19 protein-coding genes are annotated in these 15,841 nt (G+C 71.3%); 11 read left to right on the plus strand and 8 right to left on the minus strand.

Going from position 1 to position 15,841, the window contains the following annotated elements:
* Positions 1 to 3: 3 nt before the first annotated feature.
* Complete coding sequence (locus G6R25_RS12700; protein ID WP_235948235.1) at positions 4 to 405, plus strand: nitroreductase/quinone reductase family protein; 402 nt, start codon at positions 4 to 6, stop codon at positions 403 to 405.
* A gap of 41 nt (positions 406 to 446) precedes the next feature.
* Positions 447 to 1,052: a TetR/AcrR family transcriptional regulator gene (locus tag G6R25_RS12705; protein ID WP_136448779.1), complete on the plus strand. Its 606-nt coding sequence runs from the start codon at positions 447 to 449 to the stop codon at positions 1,050 to 1,052.
* Between the two features lie 53 nt (positions 1,053 to 1,105).
* On the opposite strand, the gene G6R25_RS12710 is transcribed toward G6R25_RS12705, so the two are convergent.
* From G6R25_RS12710 to nadA, 3 genes are read right to left on the minus strand one after another with little or no spacing between them, the layout of a single operon-like run.
* Positions 1,106 to 2,071 (minus strand): aldo/keto reductase family protein, encoded by a 966-nt coding sequence (locus G6R25_RS12710; protein ID WP_163553143.1) that lies wholly within the window; start codon positions 2,069 to 2,071, stop codon positions 1,106 to 1,108.
* Positions 2,072 to 2,126: 55 nt separating this feature from the next.
* Positions 2,127 to 2,732, minus strand: coding sequence for a DUF3043 domain-containing protein (locus G6R25_RS12715; RefSeq protein WP_163553144.1), 606 nt, complete (start codon positions 2,730 to 2,732; stop codon positions 2,127 to 2,129).
* Positions 2,732 to 3,937 (minus strand): quinolinate synthase NadA, encoded by a 1,206-nt coding sequence (gene nadA / locus G6R25_RS12720; protein ID WP_163553145.1) that lies wholly within the window; start codon positions 3,935 to 3,937, stop codon positions 2,732 to 2,734. Before nadA ends, G6R25_RS12715 begins: the two co-directional genes overlap by 1 nt.
* 475 nt (positions 3,938 to 4,412) lie before the next feature.
* Between nadA and erpA the strand changes: the two genes are divergently transcribed.
* Both erpA and G6R25_RS12730 read left to right on the plus strand, forming a co-directional pair.
* A complete protein-coding gene (gene erpA, locus G6R25_RS12725) occupies positions 4,413 to 4,775 on the plus strand; it encodes an iron-sulfur cluster insertion protein ErpA (protein ID WP_136447570.1) in 363 nt (120 codons plus the stop codon).
* Between the two features lie 230 nt (positions 4,776 to 5,005).
* Positions 5,006 to 5,986, plus strand: a complete 981-nt coding sequence (locus tag G6R25_RS12730) for a carbohydrate kinase family protein (RefSeq protein ID WP_163553146.1) — start codon at positions 5,006 to 5,008, stop codon at positions 5,984 to 5,986.
* Positions 5,987 to 6,002: 16 nt separating this feature from the next.
* Here G6R25_RS12730 and G6R25_RS12735 read toward each other — a convergent pair whose 3' ends face one another.
* Together G6R25_RS12735 and G6R25_RS12740 are read right to left on the minus strand one after the other, a co-directional pair.
* Positions 6,003 to 6,287: a sulfurtransferase TusA family protein gene (locus tag G6R25_RS12735; protein WP_136447569.1), complete on the minus strand. Its 285-nt coding sequence runs from the start codon at positions 6,285 to 6,287 to the stop codon at positions 6,003 to 6,005.
* Positions 6,288 to 6,461: 174 nt separating this feature from the next.
* Positions 6,462 to 7,610, minus strand: a complete 1,149-nt coding sequence (locus G6R25_RS12740; RefSeq protein ID WP_163553147.1) for a cysteine desulfurase family protein — start codon at positions 7,608 to 7,610, stop codon at positions 6,462 to 6,464.
* Between the two features lie 246 nt (positions 7,611 to 7,856).
* Between G6R25_RS12740 and ctaC the strand changes: the two genes are divergently transcribed.
* The 3 genes from ctaC to ctaF are packed head-to-tail and all read left to right on the plus strand — an operon-like array spanning position 7,857 to position 10,917.
* Positions 7,857 to 8,822 (plus strand): aa3-type cytochrome oxidase subunit II, encoded by a 966-nt coding sequence (ctaC, locus tag G6R25_RS12745; protein WP_163553148.1) that lies wholly within the window; start codon positions 7,857 to 7,859, stop codon positions 8,820 to 8,822.
* A complete protein-coding gene (gene ctaD, locus G6R25_RS12750) occupies positions 8,819 to 10,501 on the plus strand; it encodes an aa3-type cytochrome oxidase subunit I (protein ID WP_163553149.1) in 1,683 nt (560 codons plus the stop codon). Before ctaC ends, ctaD begins: the two co-directional genes overlap by 4 nt.
* A gap of 14 nt (positions 10,502 to 10,515) precedes the next feature.
* Positions 10,516 to 10,917 carry an aa3-type cytochrome oxidase subunit IV gene (ctaF, locus tag G6R25_RS12755; RefSeq protein ID WP_163553150.1) on the plus strand — a complete coding sequence of 134 codons (402 nt, stop codon included), beginning with the start codon at positions 10,516 to 10,518 and terminating at the stop codon, positions 10,915 to 10,917.
* A 180-nt stretch (positions 10,918 to 11,097) separates the two neighbouring features.
* Here ctaF and trpD read toward each other — a convergent pair whose 3' ends face one another.
* Positions 11,098 to 12,177 (minus strand): anthranilate phosphoribosyltransferase, encoded by a 1,080-nt coding sequence (trpD, locus tag G6R25_RS12760; protein ID WP_163553151.1) that lies wholly within the window; start codon positions 12,175 to 12,177, stop codon positions 11,098 to 11,100.
* A 73-nt stretch (positions 12,178 to 12,250) separates the two neighbouring features.
* On the minus strand, positions 12,251 to 12,679 hold the full coding sequence (locus tag G6R25_RS12765) for a hypothetical protein (RefSeq protein WP_163553152.1): 429 nt from the start codon (positions 12,677 to 12,679) through the stop codon (positions 12,251 to 12,253).
* A 405-nt stretch (positions 12,680 to 13,084) separates the two neighbouring features.
* On the opposite strand from G6R25_RS12765, the gene G6R25_RS12770 reads away from it, so the two are divergent.
* The 3 genes from G6R25_RS12770 to G6R25_RS12780 all read left to right on the plus strand — a co-directional run bounded on the left by G6R25_RS12770 (position 13,085) and on the right by G6R25_RS12780 (position 14,729).
* On the plus strand, positions 13,085 to 13,564 hold the full coding sequence (locus G6R25_RS12770) for a Fur family transcriptional regulator (RefSeq protein WP_136448478.1): 480 nt from the start codon (positions 13,085 to 13,087) through the stop codon (positions 13,562 to 13,564).
* Positions 13,551 to 13,991: a rubrerythrin family protein gene (locus G6R25_RS12775; protein ID WP_009742898.1), complete on the plus strand. Its 441-nt coding sequence runs from the start codon at positions 13,551 to 13,553 to the stop codon at positions 13,989 to 13,991. Before G6R25_RS12770 ends, G6R25_RS12775 begins: the two co-directional genes overlap by 14 nt.
* Positions 13,992 to 14,132: 141 nt before the next feature.
* Entirely contained in the window at positions 14,133 to 14,729 is a 597-nt protein-coding gene (locus G6R25_RS12780; protein ID WP_163553153.1) for a DUF3501 family protein, read from the plus strand.
* On the opposite strand, the gene G6R25_RS28875 is transcribed toward G6R25_RS12780, so the two are convergent.
* Positions 14,701 to 15,060 carry a toll/interleukin-1 receptor domain-containing protein gene (locus G6R25_RS28875; RefSeq protein ID WP_268904133.1) on the minus strand — a complete coding sequence of 120 codons (360 nt, stop codon included), beginning with the start codon at positions 15,058 to 15,060 and terminating at the stop codon, positions 14,701 to 14,703. The genes G6R25_RS12780 and G6R25_RS28875 overlap by 29 nt on opposite strands.
* Before the next feature lie 247 nt (positions 15,061 to 15,307).
* Between G6R25_RS28875 and G6R25_RS12790 the strand changes: the two genes are divergently transcribed.
* The coding region (locus G6R25_RS12790; protein WP_163553154.1) for an SseB family protein at positions 15,308 to 15,841 on the plus strand (534 nt) is incomplete at its 3' end.

A 15,841-nucleotide genomic window follows, 5' to 3' on the forward strand; every position in this document is an offset into this window, starting at 1 on the left:
CTCGTGACCCTCGTGACCCTCGTGACCCTCGTGACCCGGGCCGGCGTGAGCGTGCTCGGCAGCCGGGTGCTGGAGGTGCGCGGTCGGGCCAGCGGCCAGCCGCGGCGGACCCCGGTGAACCTGCTCACCTATGAGGGGCGGCAGTACCTGGTGTCCGCCCGAGGGCACGGGCAGTGGGTCCGCAACGTCCGCGCCGCGGGCGGGGAGCTGCGGGGGCGCTCGCGTACGCTCTACCACGCCGACGAGCTGGACCCGGCGGACAGCGTCGCCGTGTTGCGGGCCTACCTGAAGCGCTGGAAGGCCGAGGTCGGCGTCTTCTTCGACGGGATCGGGCCCGACTCCACCGACGAGGAGATCCGCCGGATCGCGCCGCGGCATCCGGTCTTCGCGCTGACCGCGGGTTGATCGGCGGCCTCGTCACCCCGGCGCCGCGGGAGAGGGGACCGATGGGCACACCACAGGCCCTGGGCGGGCTGCCGCTGGCGCCTGTCGCGCCTCGGCCCGAGCTGGCGCCGACCTCGCCGCGGGTCGGCGAGATCATCACCGTCGCGCGGGCGGTGTTGGAACAGGAGGGCGCGGCGGCGCTGACGATGCGCCGGCTCGGCGAGCTGCTGGGCATCCGCGCGCCCTCGCTGTACAAACACCTCGCCGGCAAGATGCAGCTGGAGACCATGCTGGTCGACGCCGCCCTCGTCGAGACCGGTGACCTGCTACACGGTGTCGTCGACCGCGCCGACGCCGCGGGCGTGCTCGGTGACCTGCTGGCGGCCTACCGCGCGCACGCCCGCGCGCAGCCGAACCTCTACCGGCTGGTCACCGCTGGCCCGCTGCGCCGCGATCAGCTCACCGCGGGCGTGGAGAAATGGGCGGGCGAGCCGTTCTACCGGGCCATGGGGGAGCCCTACCGCGCGCAGGCGCTGTGGGCGGCGGCGCACGGCACGGTCATCCTCGAGCTGGACGGTCGGTACCTGCCGGGCTCGGACCTGGATCAGACCTGGGCCGCGCTGACCGCCGCCTTCCGCCGGCCCGTCGACGATGACCGCTCAGGCTGAGCCCCGCCCGCCCCTCGCCTCACCGGTCACCTCGATCGGGCTCGGCGGCGGCCTCAGCTGCGTTGGATGACGTCGGCGAGCACGTCGTCGATCCGCTTGAACAGGGCCGGGTCGAGGGTCACCCCGGCGGCCTTGACGTTCTCCCGCACCTGCTCCGGCCGGGAGGCGCCGATGATCGCCGAGGCGACGTTGTCGTTCTGGAGCACCCAGGCGACGGCGAGCTGGGCCATGGTCAGGTCGGCGTCCGCGGCGATCGGGCGCAGGTCCTGTACCGCGGCCAGGACGTCGTCGTTGAGCAGCCGGGCGATGAACGTCGCGCCGGCCCCGCCGGTGGCGCGGCTGCCGCTCGGCGGGGGCTGGCCAGGCAGGTACTTGCCGGTCAGCACGCCCTGCGCGATCGGCGACCAGACGATCTGGGAGATGCCGGCCTGCTCGCTGGCGGGTACCACCTCGGCCTCGATGGTGCGCCACAGCATCGAGTACTGCGGCTGGTTGGAGATGATCCGGTCCAGGCTCAGCTCGCCCGCGATCCGCACCGCGTCGGTGATCTGCTCGGCGGTCCACTCGGAGACCCCGATGTAGAGCACCTTGCCGGCGCGGACCAAGTCGTCGAAGGCCCGCAGCGTCTCCTCCAGCGGCACCGTCGGGTCGTAGCGGTGCGCCTGGTAGAGGTCGAGGTGGTCGGTGCGCAGCCGGCGCAGCGAGGCGTGGGCGGACTCGATGATGTGCTTGCGCCCGAGGCCCTTGTCGTTCTCGCCGGGGCCGGTCGGCCAGTAGACCTTGGTGAACAGCTCGTAGGACTCCCGGCGCACGCCGTGCAGGGCGTCGCCCAGCACGCTCTCGGCGCGGGTGCCCGCGTACACGTCCGCGGTGTCGAAGGTCGTGATGCCCTCGTCGAGGGCGGCGCGCACGCAGGCCGTCGCCGCGTCCGCCTCAATCTGATCACCGTGGGTGATCCAGTTTCCGTAGGAGATCTCGCTGACGGACAGGCCGGTGCGCCCCAGGCGTCGATGCTTCACGTCACAAACCTACGACGGACTCACCCGAAAGGGAGTCCACACACCGGAGAGCGGACTAGGGCCGCGAGTCGGCGCGGGACACCCGAGGCCGGGGCAGGCGCCACCGCCGCGGCAGCAGGGCCCGCTGCGCAGCGTAGGCAGGCACCCGCACCCGCGAGTCCGGGTAGCGCTCGGCGACCTTGCGGCTGACCTGCCAGGAGAGCACGATCGAGTCGATGACGACCGCGATGATGCCGATCAGCATCAGCAGGGTCGCGGCGAGCCGCACGGCGCCGTTCGGGATCAGCCCGCCGACGAAGTAGACGACGGCGGCCACCAGGAAGAACGGTCCGACGGTGATCCGGGTGTCGACGAGGTCGCGGGCCAGCACCCGCTCCGGGGCCCGCTCGCGCGGCGGCAGCCGGCTGACGTCCCCGGACATCATCGCCGCCCGATACTCCTGGCTCTGCCGGCGCCGGGTGGACTTGGCGTCCTGGCGGCTCGCACCCTTGCCCGTGGGCGCGGCGCTCTTGCCCCGGGCGGCCCGGGCGTCCGAGCGCTTCGGGGTGGGCCGCCCCTTCGCCGCGGTGCGCCGCGGGTCGGCCGGCTCGACTGGTTCGACCTGCTCGGCGAGCGGTTCGGCGTCGACCTCGGCGGAGCCACGCCGCTTCAGCAGGGCCATCAGGGCAGTGCCAACATCTGATCGAGTGCCTTCCGGGCAAAGGTGGCCACGTCCGGGTCGACGGCGATCTGGTTGACCGTCTCGTCGCGGACGAGTGACTCCAGCGCCCAGACGAGGTGCGGCATGTCGATCCGGTTCATGGTGGAGCAGAAACACACCGTACGGTCCAGGAAGGCGATGGTCTTGTCGGGGTGCCGCTTCGCCAGCCGCTGCACGAGGTTCAGCTCGGTGCCGATGGCGAACGCCGCGCCGGCCGGGGCGGCGTCGACGACGGAGATGATGTATTCCGTGGAGCCGACCAGGTCGGCCGCGGTGACGACCTCCCGGCGGCACTCCGGGTGCGCGAGCACGGTGACCCCGGGGACGCGCGCGCGCACCTCGTCGACGCTGTCGCGGGTGAAGCGCCCGTGCACCGAGCAGTGCCCGCGCCAGAGGATCATCTTCGCCTCGCGCAGCTGGCGGTGGGTCAGTCCGCCGCCGGGCCGGCGCGGGTCGTAGACGACGCAGTCCGCCTCGGTCATCCCCAGCTCGCCGACGGCGGTGTTGCGCCCGAGGTGCTGGTCGGGCAGGAACAGCACGCGGGTTCCGCCGCGCTCGCCGAACGCCCATTCCAGTGCCTGCCGGGCGTTCGAAGAGGTGCAGATCGTGCCGTCGTGGCGGCCGGTGAACGCCTTGATGGCGGCCGAGGAGTTCATGTAGCTGACCGGGACGGTGCCCGCGGCGACGCTGGCGTCGAGCAGGTCGTCCCAGGCCTGCTCGACCTGCTCGGCGGTGGCCATGTCGGCCATCGAGCAGCCGGCGGCGAGGTCGGGCAGGATGACCCGCTGGTGCGCGCCGGTGAGGATGTCGGCGCTCTCCGCCATGAAGTGCACGCCGCAGAAGATGATCGCCTCGGCCTGCGGGCGGGCGGCGGCCTGCTGGGCGAGCTTGAACGAGTCGCCGGTCACATCGGCGAACGCGATGACCTCGTCGCGCTGGTAGTGATGCCCCAGGATGAAGACCCGGTCACCGAGCGCGGTCTTTGCGGCGAGGGCGCGGGCCGCGAGGGTGGGGTCCGCGGCGGGAGGCAACTCCCCGGGGCAGTCGACGCCACGTTCGCTCGCCGGATCCGACCCGTGGCCGAGCAGCAGCAGGGCCAGGGGCGACGGGGCGACGCCCACCTGCGCGAGGGCGGGATCCCGACCCAGGGTCGGATTGATGGTCATGGCGCTCCTCCGGTCGACCGGCCCGCAGCCTGGCCGCCTGGTCGTCCGCGCCGACCGACCGGCGATCCCGCCGGGGCCATCCGCGAATGGTCGATGAGACTCTAACTCCCCGCGGCCATCGTATGCGGAGCTCTGCCGGTCGGGCGCCGGCTTGTCCAGGTTGCCGGTCTGGTTCCGTCATGAACGTGAACGCGGTCACGAATGTGACCTGAGGTGATCGGCGTCTCGTGGCCCACCAGTCGGCGCCATGGCCGGGTCCCGATGGCGTCGCTACGATGGGAAGCGGATCCAGTCCCATGGTGTTGGGCATGAACGTCGGCGCAGACGCTGTGCCGTGTCCGAGGCGCCGGCCGAGGCGACTCGGCCGGTCGCAGGCAGTACCCGACCGGATGCAACCGACCGGAAGCGCAGTACCCGACCGGAACCAGTGAGCCTGGTACGCCAGGCACGTCCAGCAAGGGCAGGAGTAGTCCTTATGACCGTTCAGGACACGACGGAGACCGCGACGCAGTCCTCGACCGTCAACCTCACCGACACGGCCGCGGGCAAGGTCAAGAACCTGCTGGAGCAGGAGGGCCGCGATGACCTCAAGCTGCGCATCGCGGTGCAGCCCGGGGGCTGCTCCGGGATGCGCTACCAGCTCTTCTTCGACGAGCGGTCCCTCGATGGTGACACCGTCCTGGACTTCTCCGGAGTCAAGGTCGTCCTCGACCGGATGAGCTCCCCGTACCTCGGCGGTGCGACGATCGACTTCGTCGACACCATCGAGAAGCAGGGCTTCACCATCGACAACCCGAACGCGCAGGGTTCCTGCGCCTGCGGCGACTCGTTCCACTGATCGACCGGGCGGCCGCCCTGCGTGCCGTTCGTGGCCGCCCCTGGCCCTGGTGCATTCCTCTCACCAGCGGCACGGGTCACCAGCGGCACGGGGGGTCGTAGTCGGCATCCCGGCGACGCCGCCGAATAGATCCTGACGGACAAGCCCGGCCCGACCCACCACGGTCGGGCCGGGCTTGTCCGTCTCCCGGCTGCTCCGGGCTGAGCCGGGTGGCGGTAGGCTCCACGATCGTGCGTATTGCCGTGACGGGTTCCATTGCCACCGACCACCTCATGCGTTTCCCGGGGCGGTTCGCCGAGCAGCTGCTCGCCGACCAGCTCCACAGGGTGTCGCTGTCCTTCCTTGTCGACGAACTCGTGATCCGCCGCGGTGGGGTGGCGGCCAACATCGCGTTCGGTCTCGGCCGGCTCGGCCTGCACCCGATCCTCGTCGGTGCCGTCGGGGAGGACTTCGGCGACTACCGCTCCTGGCTCGACCGACACGGCGTGGACACCACCGCCGTCCGGGTCAGTGAGATCGCGCACACGGCCCGTTTCATCTGCACCACCGACGAGGATCTCAACCAGATCGCCTCCTTCTATCCGGGGGCGATGAGCGAGGCCGCCGAGATCGAGCTCGGGCTGATCGCGGACCGCTTCGGCGCGCTGGATATCGTGATCATCAGTCCGAACAGTCCGGACGCGATGGTGCGGCACAGCCAAGAGTGCCGCGAACGCGGTTACGCCTTCGCCGCCGACCCGTCCCAGCAGTTGGCGCTGCTGGACGGCCCGCAGATCCGTGAGCTCGTCGACGGCGCGGCCTACCTGTTCTGCAACGAGTACGAGAAGGCGCTGCTGGCGAGCAAGTCCGGCTGGAGCGACGCGGAGATCCTGGCGAAGGTCGGCGTGCGGATCACCACCCACGGCAAGGACGGCGTGGTGATCGAGGCGCCGGAGAGCGACCCGATCCGCGTCCCCGTGGTGCCCGCGCGGGCCACCCCGGACCCTACGGGTGTCGGTGACGCGTTTCGCGCCGGCTTCTTCGCCGGGCTGTCGTGGGAGCTGCCGCTCGAACACTCCGCCCAGGTGGGCTGCTTGCTCGCCACTCTGACGCTGGAGACTCTCGGCCCGCAGGAGTACACGGTCGAACCGTCCGACATGCTCAAGCGGATCACCGAGGCCTACGGCGCCGACGCGGCCGCCCAGATCGCCGAGCACCTGCCCGTGGTCTGAGCCGCTTCGGCCGGGCTCAGGGGAGGCGTCGGATGACGAACTCCTCGCCGCCGGCCGGCAGCGGGCGCACCGCGACCAGGAGCTGACCCCGCAGCCGGCACCAGGCCGCCACGTCCGGGCCGGCGGCCGGATCGTCCGCCCAGAGGGTGATGGTGTCGCCGGGCGCCACCGAGCCGAAGGCGCGGGCGAGGTCGATGATCGGTAGCGGGCAGCGCCGGCCGCGGGAGTCCACCGTGCCCGCCGGCGCGGCGATAGCACGATCGGGCCCCGTTCCGGTGTCCGCCGGCCTGTCCGTGGTCATCGCCGGCTCATCTCCCCACCCACCCCTCCACCCGGCCGGTCGTGAGCCGGCCGGTCGCGAGCCGGACGGTGCCGTGCCGGGCGTCGGTGGATCCGGGTGACGTTGGTCGCTCGGCCGCCGGGCCCGCCGCCCCGGGCCGACCGGCCGCATGTCGCGCCGTCCTGGGCCAACCGGTCACAGCTCGTCCGCCCCCAGGCGCGCCCGGACGGCCCGCACGGCGCTCGGCAGGACTGCGAGGAGAGCGTCGAGGTCGGCCTGGGTGGAATCGCGGCCGAACGACACCCGCAGGTTCCCGTGGGTCAGCGCGCCCATCGCGACCAGCACGTGGCTCGGGACCAGCGTGTCGGAGGTGCAGCTCGACCCGGAGCCGACCGCGATGCCGGCCCGGTCCAGCTCGGTCAGCAGCGCCTCGCCCTCGACGTACAGGCAGGAGAACGCGGTGATGTGCGGCACAGTCGGGGCCCGGTCCGGGTCGCCGAGCAGCTCCACCCCGTCGACGAGGTCGGGCAGCCGGCGCCGCAGGTCACGGACGTAGCCGGCCAGCCGCGGGCCCTCCGCCGCGAGCTCCGCCGTGCGGGCCGCCAGTGCGGCGGCGGCGGCCACGATCGAGGGGACGTCCGGGTAGCCGGCGACTCGTCCGCCCTCACGCTCGTCGGCCGGCCAGGGGCTGCGCCAGCGGGTTCCCGTGCGCACCGCGAGGATGCCCACCCCGGCCGGGCCGCCGAACTTGTGGGCGCTGGCGGTCAGCAGGTCCGCGCCGAGCACGCCCAGGTCGACGGGCACCCGGCCGACCGTCACGGCGGCGTCGGTGTGCAGCGGGACGCCCGCGGCATGCAGGCGCTCGGCGACCTCGGCGACCGGCTGGACGGTGCCGACCTCGTGGTTGGCGTGTTGGAGGCTGGCGACGGCGGTGCCGGGAACCGGCGCGAACGCGGCCGGATCCACCCGCCCGAGGCGGTCGACCCCCACCTCGACGAGCCGCCCACCGGCCTGTTCGTGGTGCTGCGCCGCGTGCAGCACGCTGGAGTGCTCGACCGCGCTTACCATGATCACATCGCCGGCGCGGCGGCGGGCGGACGCGGTGCCGAGCAACGCGAGCGTGGCCGCCGCGGTCCCGCTCGCCGCGAAGCTGACCTCGTCGGGCCGGGTGCCCAGGACCCCCGCGACCGTCTCGCGGGCCGCATCCAGCAGCATCCGGGCGCGCCGGCCCTCCCGGTAAAGCCGGGCCGGATCCGCCCAGCCGTCCTGCAGCGTCACCCCGAGAGCCTCCCGTGCCGCGGGGTGCAGGGGTGTGGCCGAGGCATGGTCGAGATAGGTCGACACGGGTGTGACGCTACGCCGTGGCGGGCCCTGAGGGGTCGTGCGTCACAGGCCCTTGATGGGGCCTGTGGCGAGAAGCTGCTGGGTCGCTGAGATACGCTGCTGCCGCACCATCTACAGCGTGTCGAAGACAGCATGTCGTCCGGAGGGATCGACCGGGTTGACATGGCGTTTCTGGGGCTTCGCGAATGGCGGCGGACAGCCTCCGCCCCATCGACGCGGGCCGCTAGTCGTGGGAGGCAGGACCTGGTGAGGAGATCCTTCGGTCGGACCCGGCCGTCGGTCGCGGATGTCGAGGACACGCCGACGACGCCGGCTGACTCTGGCAGCGCGGGCGGGGTCGCGAACGACGCGGTTGGCACGGTCGGCGCCCATGGGAGGCGACGGGCGCGGCCGGGGCGCCGACCCCTGCGCCTGGTCGGCGCGCTTGCCGTTGTGGGGATCGCGGCGACTGCCTGCGACAAACCCAACTTTGGCTACCCGGACGGTGTGACCAACCACACCCCGCGGCTGCTCAATATCTGGCAGGGCTCGGCGATCGCCGCGCTGATCGTCGGCGTGATCGTGTGGGGCATGATCCTTTACGCGGTCGTCGCTTTCCGCAAGCGCACCGACGTGTTCCCACGGCAGGTTCGGTACAACCTGCCCGTCGAGATCCTGTACACCGTCGTTCCCGTCGTGATCGTGGGCGCGATGTTCTATTACACCGCGCGCGACGAGTCGAAGATCACGAAGCTTTCGGCCAGCCCGGACGTCACGGTGAACGTCATCGGCTTCCAGTGGAACTGGCTGTTCAAGTACATCGACCCGGGCGCCGGTCACAAGGGGCCGAACCAGATCGAGGTCATCGGCCGGCCCGGTGAGCCCGCGGTGCTGGTCCTGCCGCAGAACCGGTCCATCCGGTTCGTGGAGTCCTCGCCGGACGTCATCCACTCCTTCTGGGTGCCCGAGTTCCTGTTCAAGCGGGACGTCGTGCCCGGTCGGGTCAACCAGTTCGAGCTCACCGTGACCAAGACCGGCACCTTCATCGGTCGTTGCGCCGAGCTCTGCGGGACCGATCACGACCGGATGAACTTCTACGTGAAGGTCGTGCCGCAGGACGAGTACGACAGGTTCATCTCGGAGCGGCAGAACGCCCCCGTTCCGTCGACGTCCGGCGGAACGACGACCGCCGCCAGCACCGCAACCACTGCCACTACCGGGAGCGGACAGTGACCCTCGTGCAAGAGCAGGGCGTCGGCCACGCCGAGCCCGAGCAACCCCACCTACCCAAGCAAACGAACCTGCTCGGTTATCTGCGCACGACGTCCCACAAGGACATCGCGGTCATGTACTTCGTGACCTCGTTCGCCTTCTTCCTGTTCGCCGGCATCCTGGCCGTGATGATGCGGGCCGAGCTTGCGCGACCGGGCCTGCAGTACTTCTCCAACGAGCAGTACAACCAGCTGTTCACGATGCACGGCACGCTGATGCTGCTGATGTTCGCGACGCCGATCGCGTTCGCCTATGCGAACTTCCTGGTGCCGCTGCAGATCGGCTCGCCGGACGTCGCCTTCCCGCGGCTGAACGCGCTGTCCTACTGGTTCTTCCTGTTCGGCAGCCTGACCGTCATCGCCGGCTTCCTCACCCCGAACGGCGCGGCGTCGTTCGGCTGGTTCGCCTACTCGCCACTGAACAACGATATCTACTCGCCTGGGGCGGGCTCCGACCTGTGGATCGTCGGCCTGACCATCTCCGGTCTCGGCACCATTCTCGGCGCCGTCAACATGATCACCACGATCCTGACGCTGCGTGCGCCCGGCATGACGATGTTCCGGCTGCCGATCTTCTGCTGGAACTTCCTGGTCACCTCGATCCTCGTGCTGGTCGCGTTCCCGGTGCTCGCCGCGGCGCTGCTGGCGCTGGAGGCCGACCGCCGGTTCGGTGCGCACGTGTTCGACGCCGCGAACGGCGGAGCGCTGCTCTGGCAGCACCTGTTCTGGTTCTTCGGCCATCCCGAGGTCTACATCCTCGCGCTGCCGTTCTTCGGGATCATCAGCGAGATCCTGCCGGTGTTCTCCCGCAAGCCGCTGTTCGGCTACAAGGGCCTCGTCTTCGCCACCATCGGCATCGGCGCCCTGTCGATCGCGGTGTGGGCGCACCACATGTACGTCACCGGCGCGGTGCTGCTGCCGTTCTTCGCCTTCCTGTCGTTCCTGATCGCGGTGCCGACCGGCATCAAGTTCTTCAACTGGATCGGCACGATGTGGCGCGGGCAGCTCACCTTCGAGACGCCGATGCTGTTCGCCATCGGCTTCCTGGTGACCTTCCTGTTCGGTGGGTTGACCGGGGTGCTGCTGGCCAGCCCGCCGATCGACTTCCACGTCAGCGACAGCTACTTCGTCGTCGCCCACTTCCACTACGTGATCTTCGGGACCGTCGTGTTCGCCGCCTACGCCGGCACCTACTTCTGGTTCCCGAAGGTCACGGGCCGGATGATGAACGACCGGCTGGGCAAGATCCATTTCTGGACGGTGTTCCTGGGCTTCCATACCACGTTCCTGGTGCAGCACTGGCTGGGCCTGCGCGGCATGCCGCGGCGCTACGCCGACTACGCGCCGTCCGACGGCTTCACCACCCTGAACACGGTCTCCTCGGCGGGGTCGTTCCTGCTGGCCCTGTCGACACTGCCGTTCATTTACAACCTGTGGCACTCGTACCGCAAGGGTCAGCTCGCCGTCGTCGACGACCCGTGGGGCTACGGCAACTCGCTGGAATGGGCGACCTCCTGCCCGCCGCCGCGGCACAACTTCCGGACGCTGCCGCGGATCCGCTCCGAGCGGCCTGCGTTCGACCTGCACTTCCCGGCCACAGTCGGCCGGGTCGACTACCACGCGACACCTGAGATCGGTTAGGGGACGGTGATCGTATGAAGGTGGAAGGCATCGTCTTCAGCTTCTTCGGCGTCTTCGCCGGGGCTGCGGCGCTGGTCTACTGGTTCTGGGCGAAGGACCCGACCGGCACCGCGGCGCTCACCCTCACCACCGGGCTGGGTCTGCTGGTTGGCGGCTACCTCATCTTCACCGGCCGCCGGATCGGCATGCGCCCGCAGGACCTGCCCGACGCCGAGGTGGCGGACGGCGCCGGCGAGCTCGGGCACTTCACGCCGGGCAGCTACTACCCGTTCCTGATCGGCGCGAGCTCGGTGACGGCGGCCATGGGCCTCGTCTTCGGGATCTGGCTGCTCGTCCTCGGCTTGGCGATGGTTGTGGTGTTCGCGACCTGCCTCGTGTTCGAGAACTTCTGGCACCCCCCGGTGCCCGAGGACTGAGATGTGCCCCGCGGCCCGGTAGAACCCGGCCGGCGACCTCTGCACCAGCGCGTGTGGGGCCGGCAGATGCTGCGGCATCTGCCGGCCCCACACGCGTCTTCTCTGGCTTTTTTCGTGCCCATTCGTGCCCAAATGATTACGCACAGAGGAGGAACTGGAACCCCGGCCAGGGGCCGAGGCTCAGCGGGTGATGGCGGCGGCGGCCTGGCTGGCCTCCACCCAGCGCGCCAGGACCGCGGCGGCGGCGCCGGAATCGATGGCGCTCGCGGCCTGGGGCAGCACGCCGGCGATCTGCTCGGTGATCGGCGCCTTGGTCGGGCCCGCCGCGGCGACCAGGGAGGCGGCGGCGGCGAGCAGCACCGCGTCGCGGACCGGCCCCGGCTCGCCGGCCAGCAGCGCGTGGGTGACGGCGGCGTTGTGGGGGGCGTCGGCGCCGCGCAGGGCGGCGATGTCCGGCACGTGAATGCCGACGTCGCGCGGGTCGAACTGCTCGCGGCGCGGCGACACAGCCGGGTCCCCGACCGCCTCGCCGGGGATCACCCAGACGGTGGACGTGGTCGTCGGGGTGAGCTCGTCGAGGCCGTCGTCGCCGCGGAAGACCAGAGCGCGGGTGCCGCGGTCGGCGAGGACCTGCGCGACGACCGGCGCCAAGCGTGCGTCGGCGACCCCGATGGCCTGCGCGCCCGGGTTGGCCGGGTTGGTCAGCGGGCCGAGGATGTTGAACGCGGTCGGGACGCCGATCTCGGCGCGCGGGCCGCCGACGTGCCGCATCGCCGGGTGGAAGATCCGGGCGAAGCAGAAGGCGATGCCGGCCACCTGCAGGCACGCTTCGACGCCGGGCGGTGGCAGGTCGACGACGACGCCGAGCTCGGCAAGCAGGTCGGCCGAACCGCAGGCTGACGACGCGGCCCGGTTGCCATGCTTGATCACGGGCACGCCCGCGCCGGCGACGACGAGGGCGGCCATGGTGGACAGGTTGACCGTGTTCGACCGGTCGCCGCCCGTCCCGCAGGTGTCGACCGCGCGTCCTCGGACGTCGTCGGGGATCCGCAGCACAGCGGCGTGGGTGAGCATCGCTGCGATCAGGCCGCCGATCTCGGCCGCCGTCTCGCCCTTGGCGCGTAGCGCCACCGCGAACCCGGCGATCTGGGCGGGGGAGGCGGCGCCGGACATGATCTGGTCCATGGCCCAGGCCGTCCGCGCCGAATCCAGGGACTCGCGGGCGAGCAGGGCGCCGATCAGCTCCGGCCAGCTCGTCACCGCGGTGACCGGCCCGGCGGGTGGCCGAGTGGGTGGCCCAGTGGGGGCACGGTGGCCTCGATGGTCACCTGCGTCAGCCGGCGAGCTGGGCGCCCGTCAGCGGCCGCCGGGCCGCCGCGCCGCCGGCCCGTGCACGCAGCAGCGTCACGACGGACTCGGTGAGCCGGCCGGGATCGACCGGGTGGGGGACGACCGCGTCGGCCTGCGACCAGGTCGCCAGCCACCGGTCGTCCGCCCGCGCGACGAGCAGGATCGTCGGCGGGCAGTCGGCCACCTCGTTCTTCAGCTGGCGGCACAGGCCCATGCCGCCGGTGGGGGTGGCCTCCCCGTCGAAGATGCACAGATCGGCTTCGTGGTGGTCGACGACGTCGATCGCCGCGGTGGCGTCGGCGGCTTCGGCGAACTCCAGCGGGCCGAGGTCGGCGGCGGGCAGCCGACCGATCGCGGTGATGACTCGCGCGCGCACGTCGGCGCGGTCGGCGTAGACGAGGACGGTGCTCATAGCGCCCACGGCCTTTCGCATCAGGTGGCCACCGCCGACCGGCGGCCCGGGGCGGACCGCCGCCCCGGGCCGCCGGTCGGACCCGCCGTGGGGCGGGCGATCGGGAGTGATCGGGAGCGACCGGATGACCGGCACGATCCGCTCCGAAGATTACCCGCTGGTGGGGTCGCGTCATCCCTTCTCCACTGGGCCCGCTGAGCAGGCGGCGCTGCGTGGGTCCATCGCGTGGGTCCGCCGCGTGGGTCCGCCGCGCTCGGCGGCGGTCCGGGGCGGTTGCCAGAAGGTGGGAACAACAGTGATACTGAGATTCGTTCTCAACCAGTGGAGCCAACCGTCGGCGACACCCCGGGCATGCGCCCGGGACGACGGACCCGGCGCTCCGCTGCGACCGACGGGCGTGATCCCATGACCGACCTGGCTGATCTTCGACTGACCCCCCAACGGATGGCCGTCCTGGAGGTCCTACGGGCCGCCGACGACCATCCCACCGCGGCCGAGGTATACGAGCGGGTACGCCGCACCTCCCCACGGATCGGCAGCGCTACGGTGTACCGCACCCTTTCGCTGCTGGTGTCGACCGGTCGGGCGTTGGAACTCAACCTGGGCGACGGCGCGGCGGCCCGGTACGACGCCAACACCTGCCGCCACGACCACGCGGTCTGCGACGGCTGCGGCCGCGCGGTCGACCTGGATCACCCCGTACCGGACGGAATGATGGCGGAGATCGCCCGTCGCTCGGGCTTCGCCATCACCGGGTACGACCTGCAGTTCCGGGGGATGTGCCCGGACTGTCAGGCGAACAGCTCCGATCCGGCCCGCGCCGCGGGCGGGACCGGTCCGACAGTGAACACCCACGCCAAAGGAGCGCTTCATGCCGAAGCTTGACGGCACCAAGACCCACGAGAACCTCAAGGAGGCATTCGCCGGCGAGAGCCAGGCCAACCGGCGCTACCTGTACTTCGCCCGTCGCGCCGACATCGAGGGCCTGACCGACGCCTCCTCGCTGTTCCGCGACACCGCGGAGGGTGAGACCGGGCACGCCTTCGGGCACCTGGACTTCCTCGCCGAGGTCGGCGACCCGGCCACCGGCGAGCCGCTCGGCACCACGGCGAAGAACCTGGCCAGCGCCGTGGCCGGCGAGACCTACGAGTTCACCGCCATGTACCCCGGCTTCGCGAAGACCGCCCGTGAGGAGGGCTTCGAGGAGATCGCGGACTGGTTCTCGACCCTCGCCCGCGCCGAGAAGACCCACGCCGGCCGGTTCAAGAAGGCCCTCGACGCCCTCAACGCCGAGGAGACCGCCGACGCCTGATCGGCCCCCTCGCACCACACCGGTGGCCGGCTTCGAGCATCCTTCCGTCGGAGCCGGCCACCGCCGGTACTCCCCACCGCGCACCGCGCCGCCCCATTACCCGTCGATCACCACCCTCGCTTCCGGACAGGAGGCCGCGCCATGGCGCTGACCGTCGCCGACATCACCACCGACCACCAGACGTACGCGGAGAGTCGCCCGCAGCTGCGCCGCCAGATGCTCCCCGTGCGCGCCGAGCGCCGCGTCCGGGTCGGTGACATTGTCCTCGCCGAGTTCGAGAACGAGCAGACCCTGCGCTACCAGGTGCAGGAGATGGTCTACACCGAGCGGCTGACGGCCTCCGCCGACGTCGCCCATGAGATCGAGGCGTACTCCCGCCTGCTGCCCGGCAGCCACGTCCTGACCGCGACCGTGTTCATCGAGCTCAACGTGCTCGAGACGGTGCGCGAGGAGCTCAGCCGCCTCGCCGGCCTGCAGCACAGCCTGGCCCTGGAGATCGGTGGCAGCTGCATCGCGGGGGAGGAGATCCCCGGCCTCGACGAGGACACGGACGTCCCGTCCGAGACGGTGTCGGTGCACATGGTGCGCTTCGTGCTGACCGACGAACTCCGCGACGCCTTCCGCGACCCGGACGTCCTCGCCGAGCTCGTCGTCGACCACGCCGAGTACAGCGAGTCCACCCCGCTGACCGGCGCCACCCGCCGCGCCCTCATCGCCGACCTCGCCCTGCGCCCCTGACCGACCCACCCGGCCTCTCCACACGGCGGGACAGGCGGTGCTCCGGGGCGTCCGCGAGCTCACTCCGAGACCACCGGCCCTCGCCTGGCTTCCGGGAGCCCGACGAGGTTGTCGGTGCGGCCTCCGGATACCAGTGCGCGGCGCCGCCCTCTCGAGCAGCGTCGGTCATGCGGGTCATCCAGTGGGCGCCGGGGACGAAGTCCCACGCCTGGATCAGCACCCGGTAGCCGGTCTTCTCCAGTTGCCAGGCGATCCACTCAGCCCAGGCCCGATCCGCGGATGTGTAGGACACGAAGAAGTCCCAGTCCATCCGGCCCACCGAAGCGGGCATATCAGGATTCTGTGCCTCCATGAGATCAGACTGCTACGTTCCGTGCGCGTCCGGGAACGGGCCGGTGTCCCGCATCAGGACCACCGATCCAGGGAATGGGTAGACGGGTAAGCGCGAGGTCGGTGGCCGCTGCGGGCGGCTGGCGAGATTTGTTGCGGGTCATCCGTTCGGGGCGCCCGCGACCGGGTAGGCGAAGGGCTTACGGCACCTAACGTCAGCACGTTCATCCACGTCAAGGGAGTCACCCGTGACCGATGATCAGCTACGTCCCGACCTGGCATCCGCTGGCCCAGGCGCTCCCGGCCAGTCCCGCGGCGATTCCGACCGCGACCCGGCGTACGTCGGCGCGGCCGACCGCGGCGCCGGGCCCGGCGGGGCGCCGACAGCCGGTGGCCGGGCGTCCGAGCAGGGCGCGGCGGCGCTCGACGCATTGCATCGCCTGGCAGCGGGGGCCGACGAGCGTTCCGCGCTCGGTGACCTCGCCCTCGCGGATGTCCTGCTACCCGACCTCGGTAACGAGACCACCGACCTGTCCGAGGAGAGGGAGGTCCTGCAACTACCCGTTGCGGAGCGTCAGGACGGAACCCAATTCGTCCCGACGTTCACTTCCGAGCAACGCCTGACGGAGGCCCTGCCCGACGTCGCCCGCTACCGCACGGTGCAGATCGCGACCCTGGGCCGGATCTGGCCGTCCGACGACCTGCTGCTGGCAGTCGACCCGGGTTCCGAAACCGGGATCGCCCTGCCGGCGGAGGGCCTGCGGGCACTCGCCGCCATGTCC

It is taken from the genome of Candidatus Frankia alpina (assembly GCF_902806485.1).
Classification (GTDB): Bacteria; Actinomycetota; Actinomycetes; order Frankiales; family Frankiaceae; genus Frankia; species Frankia alpina.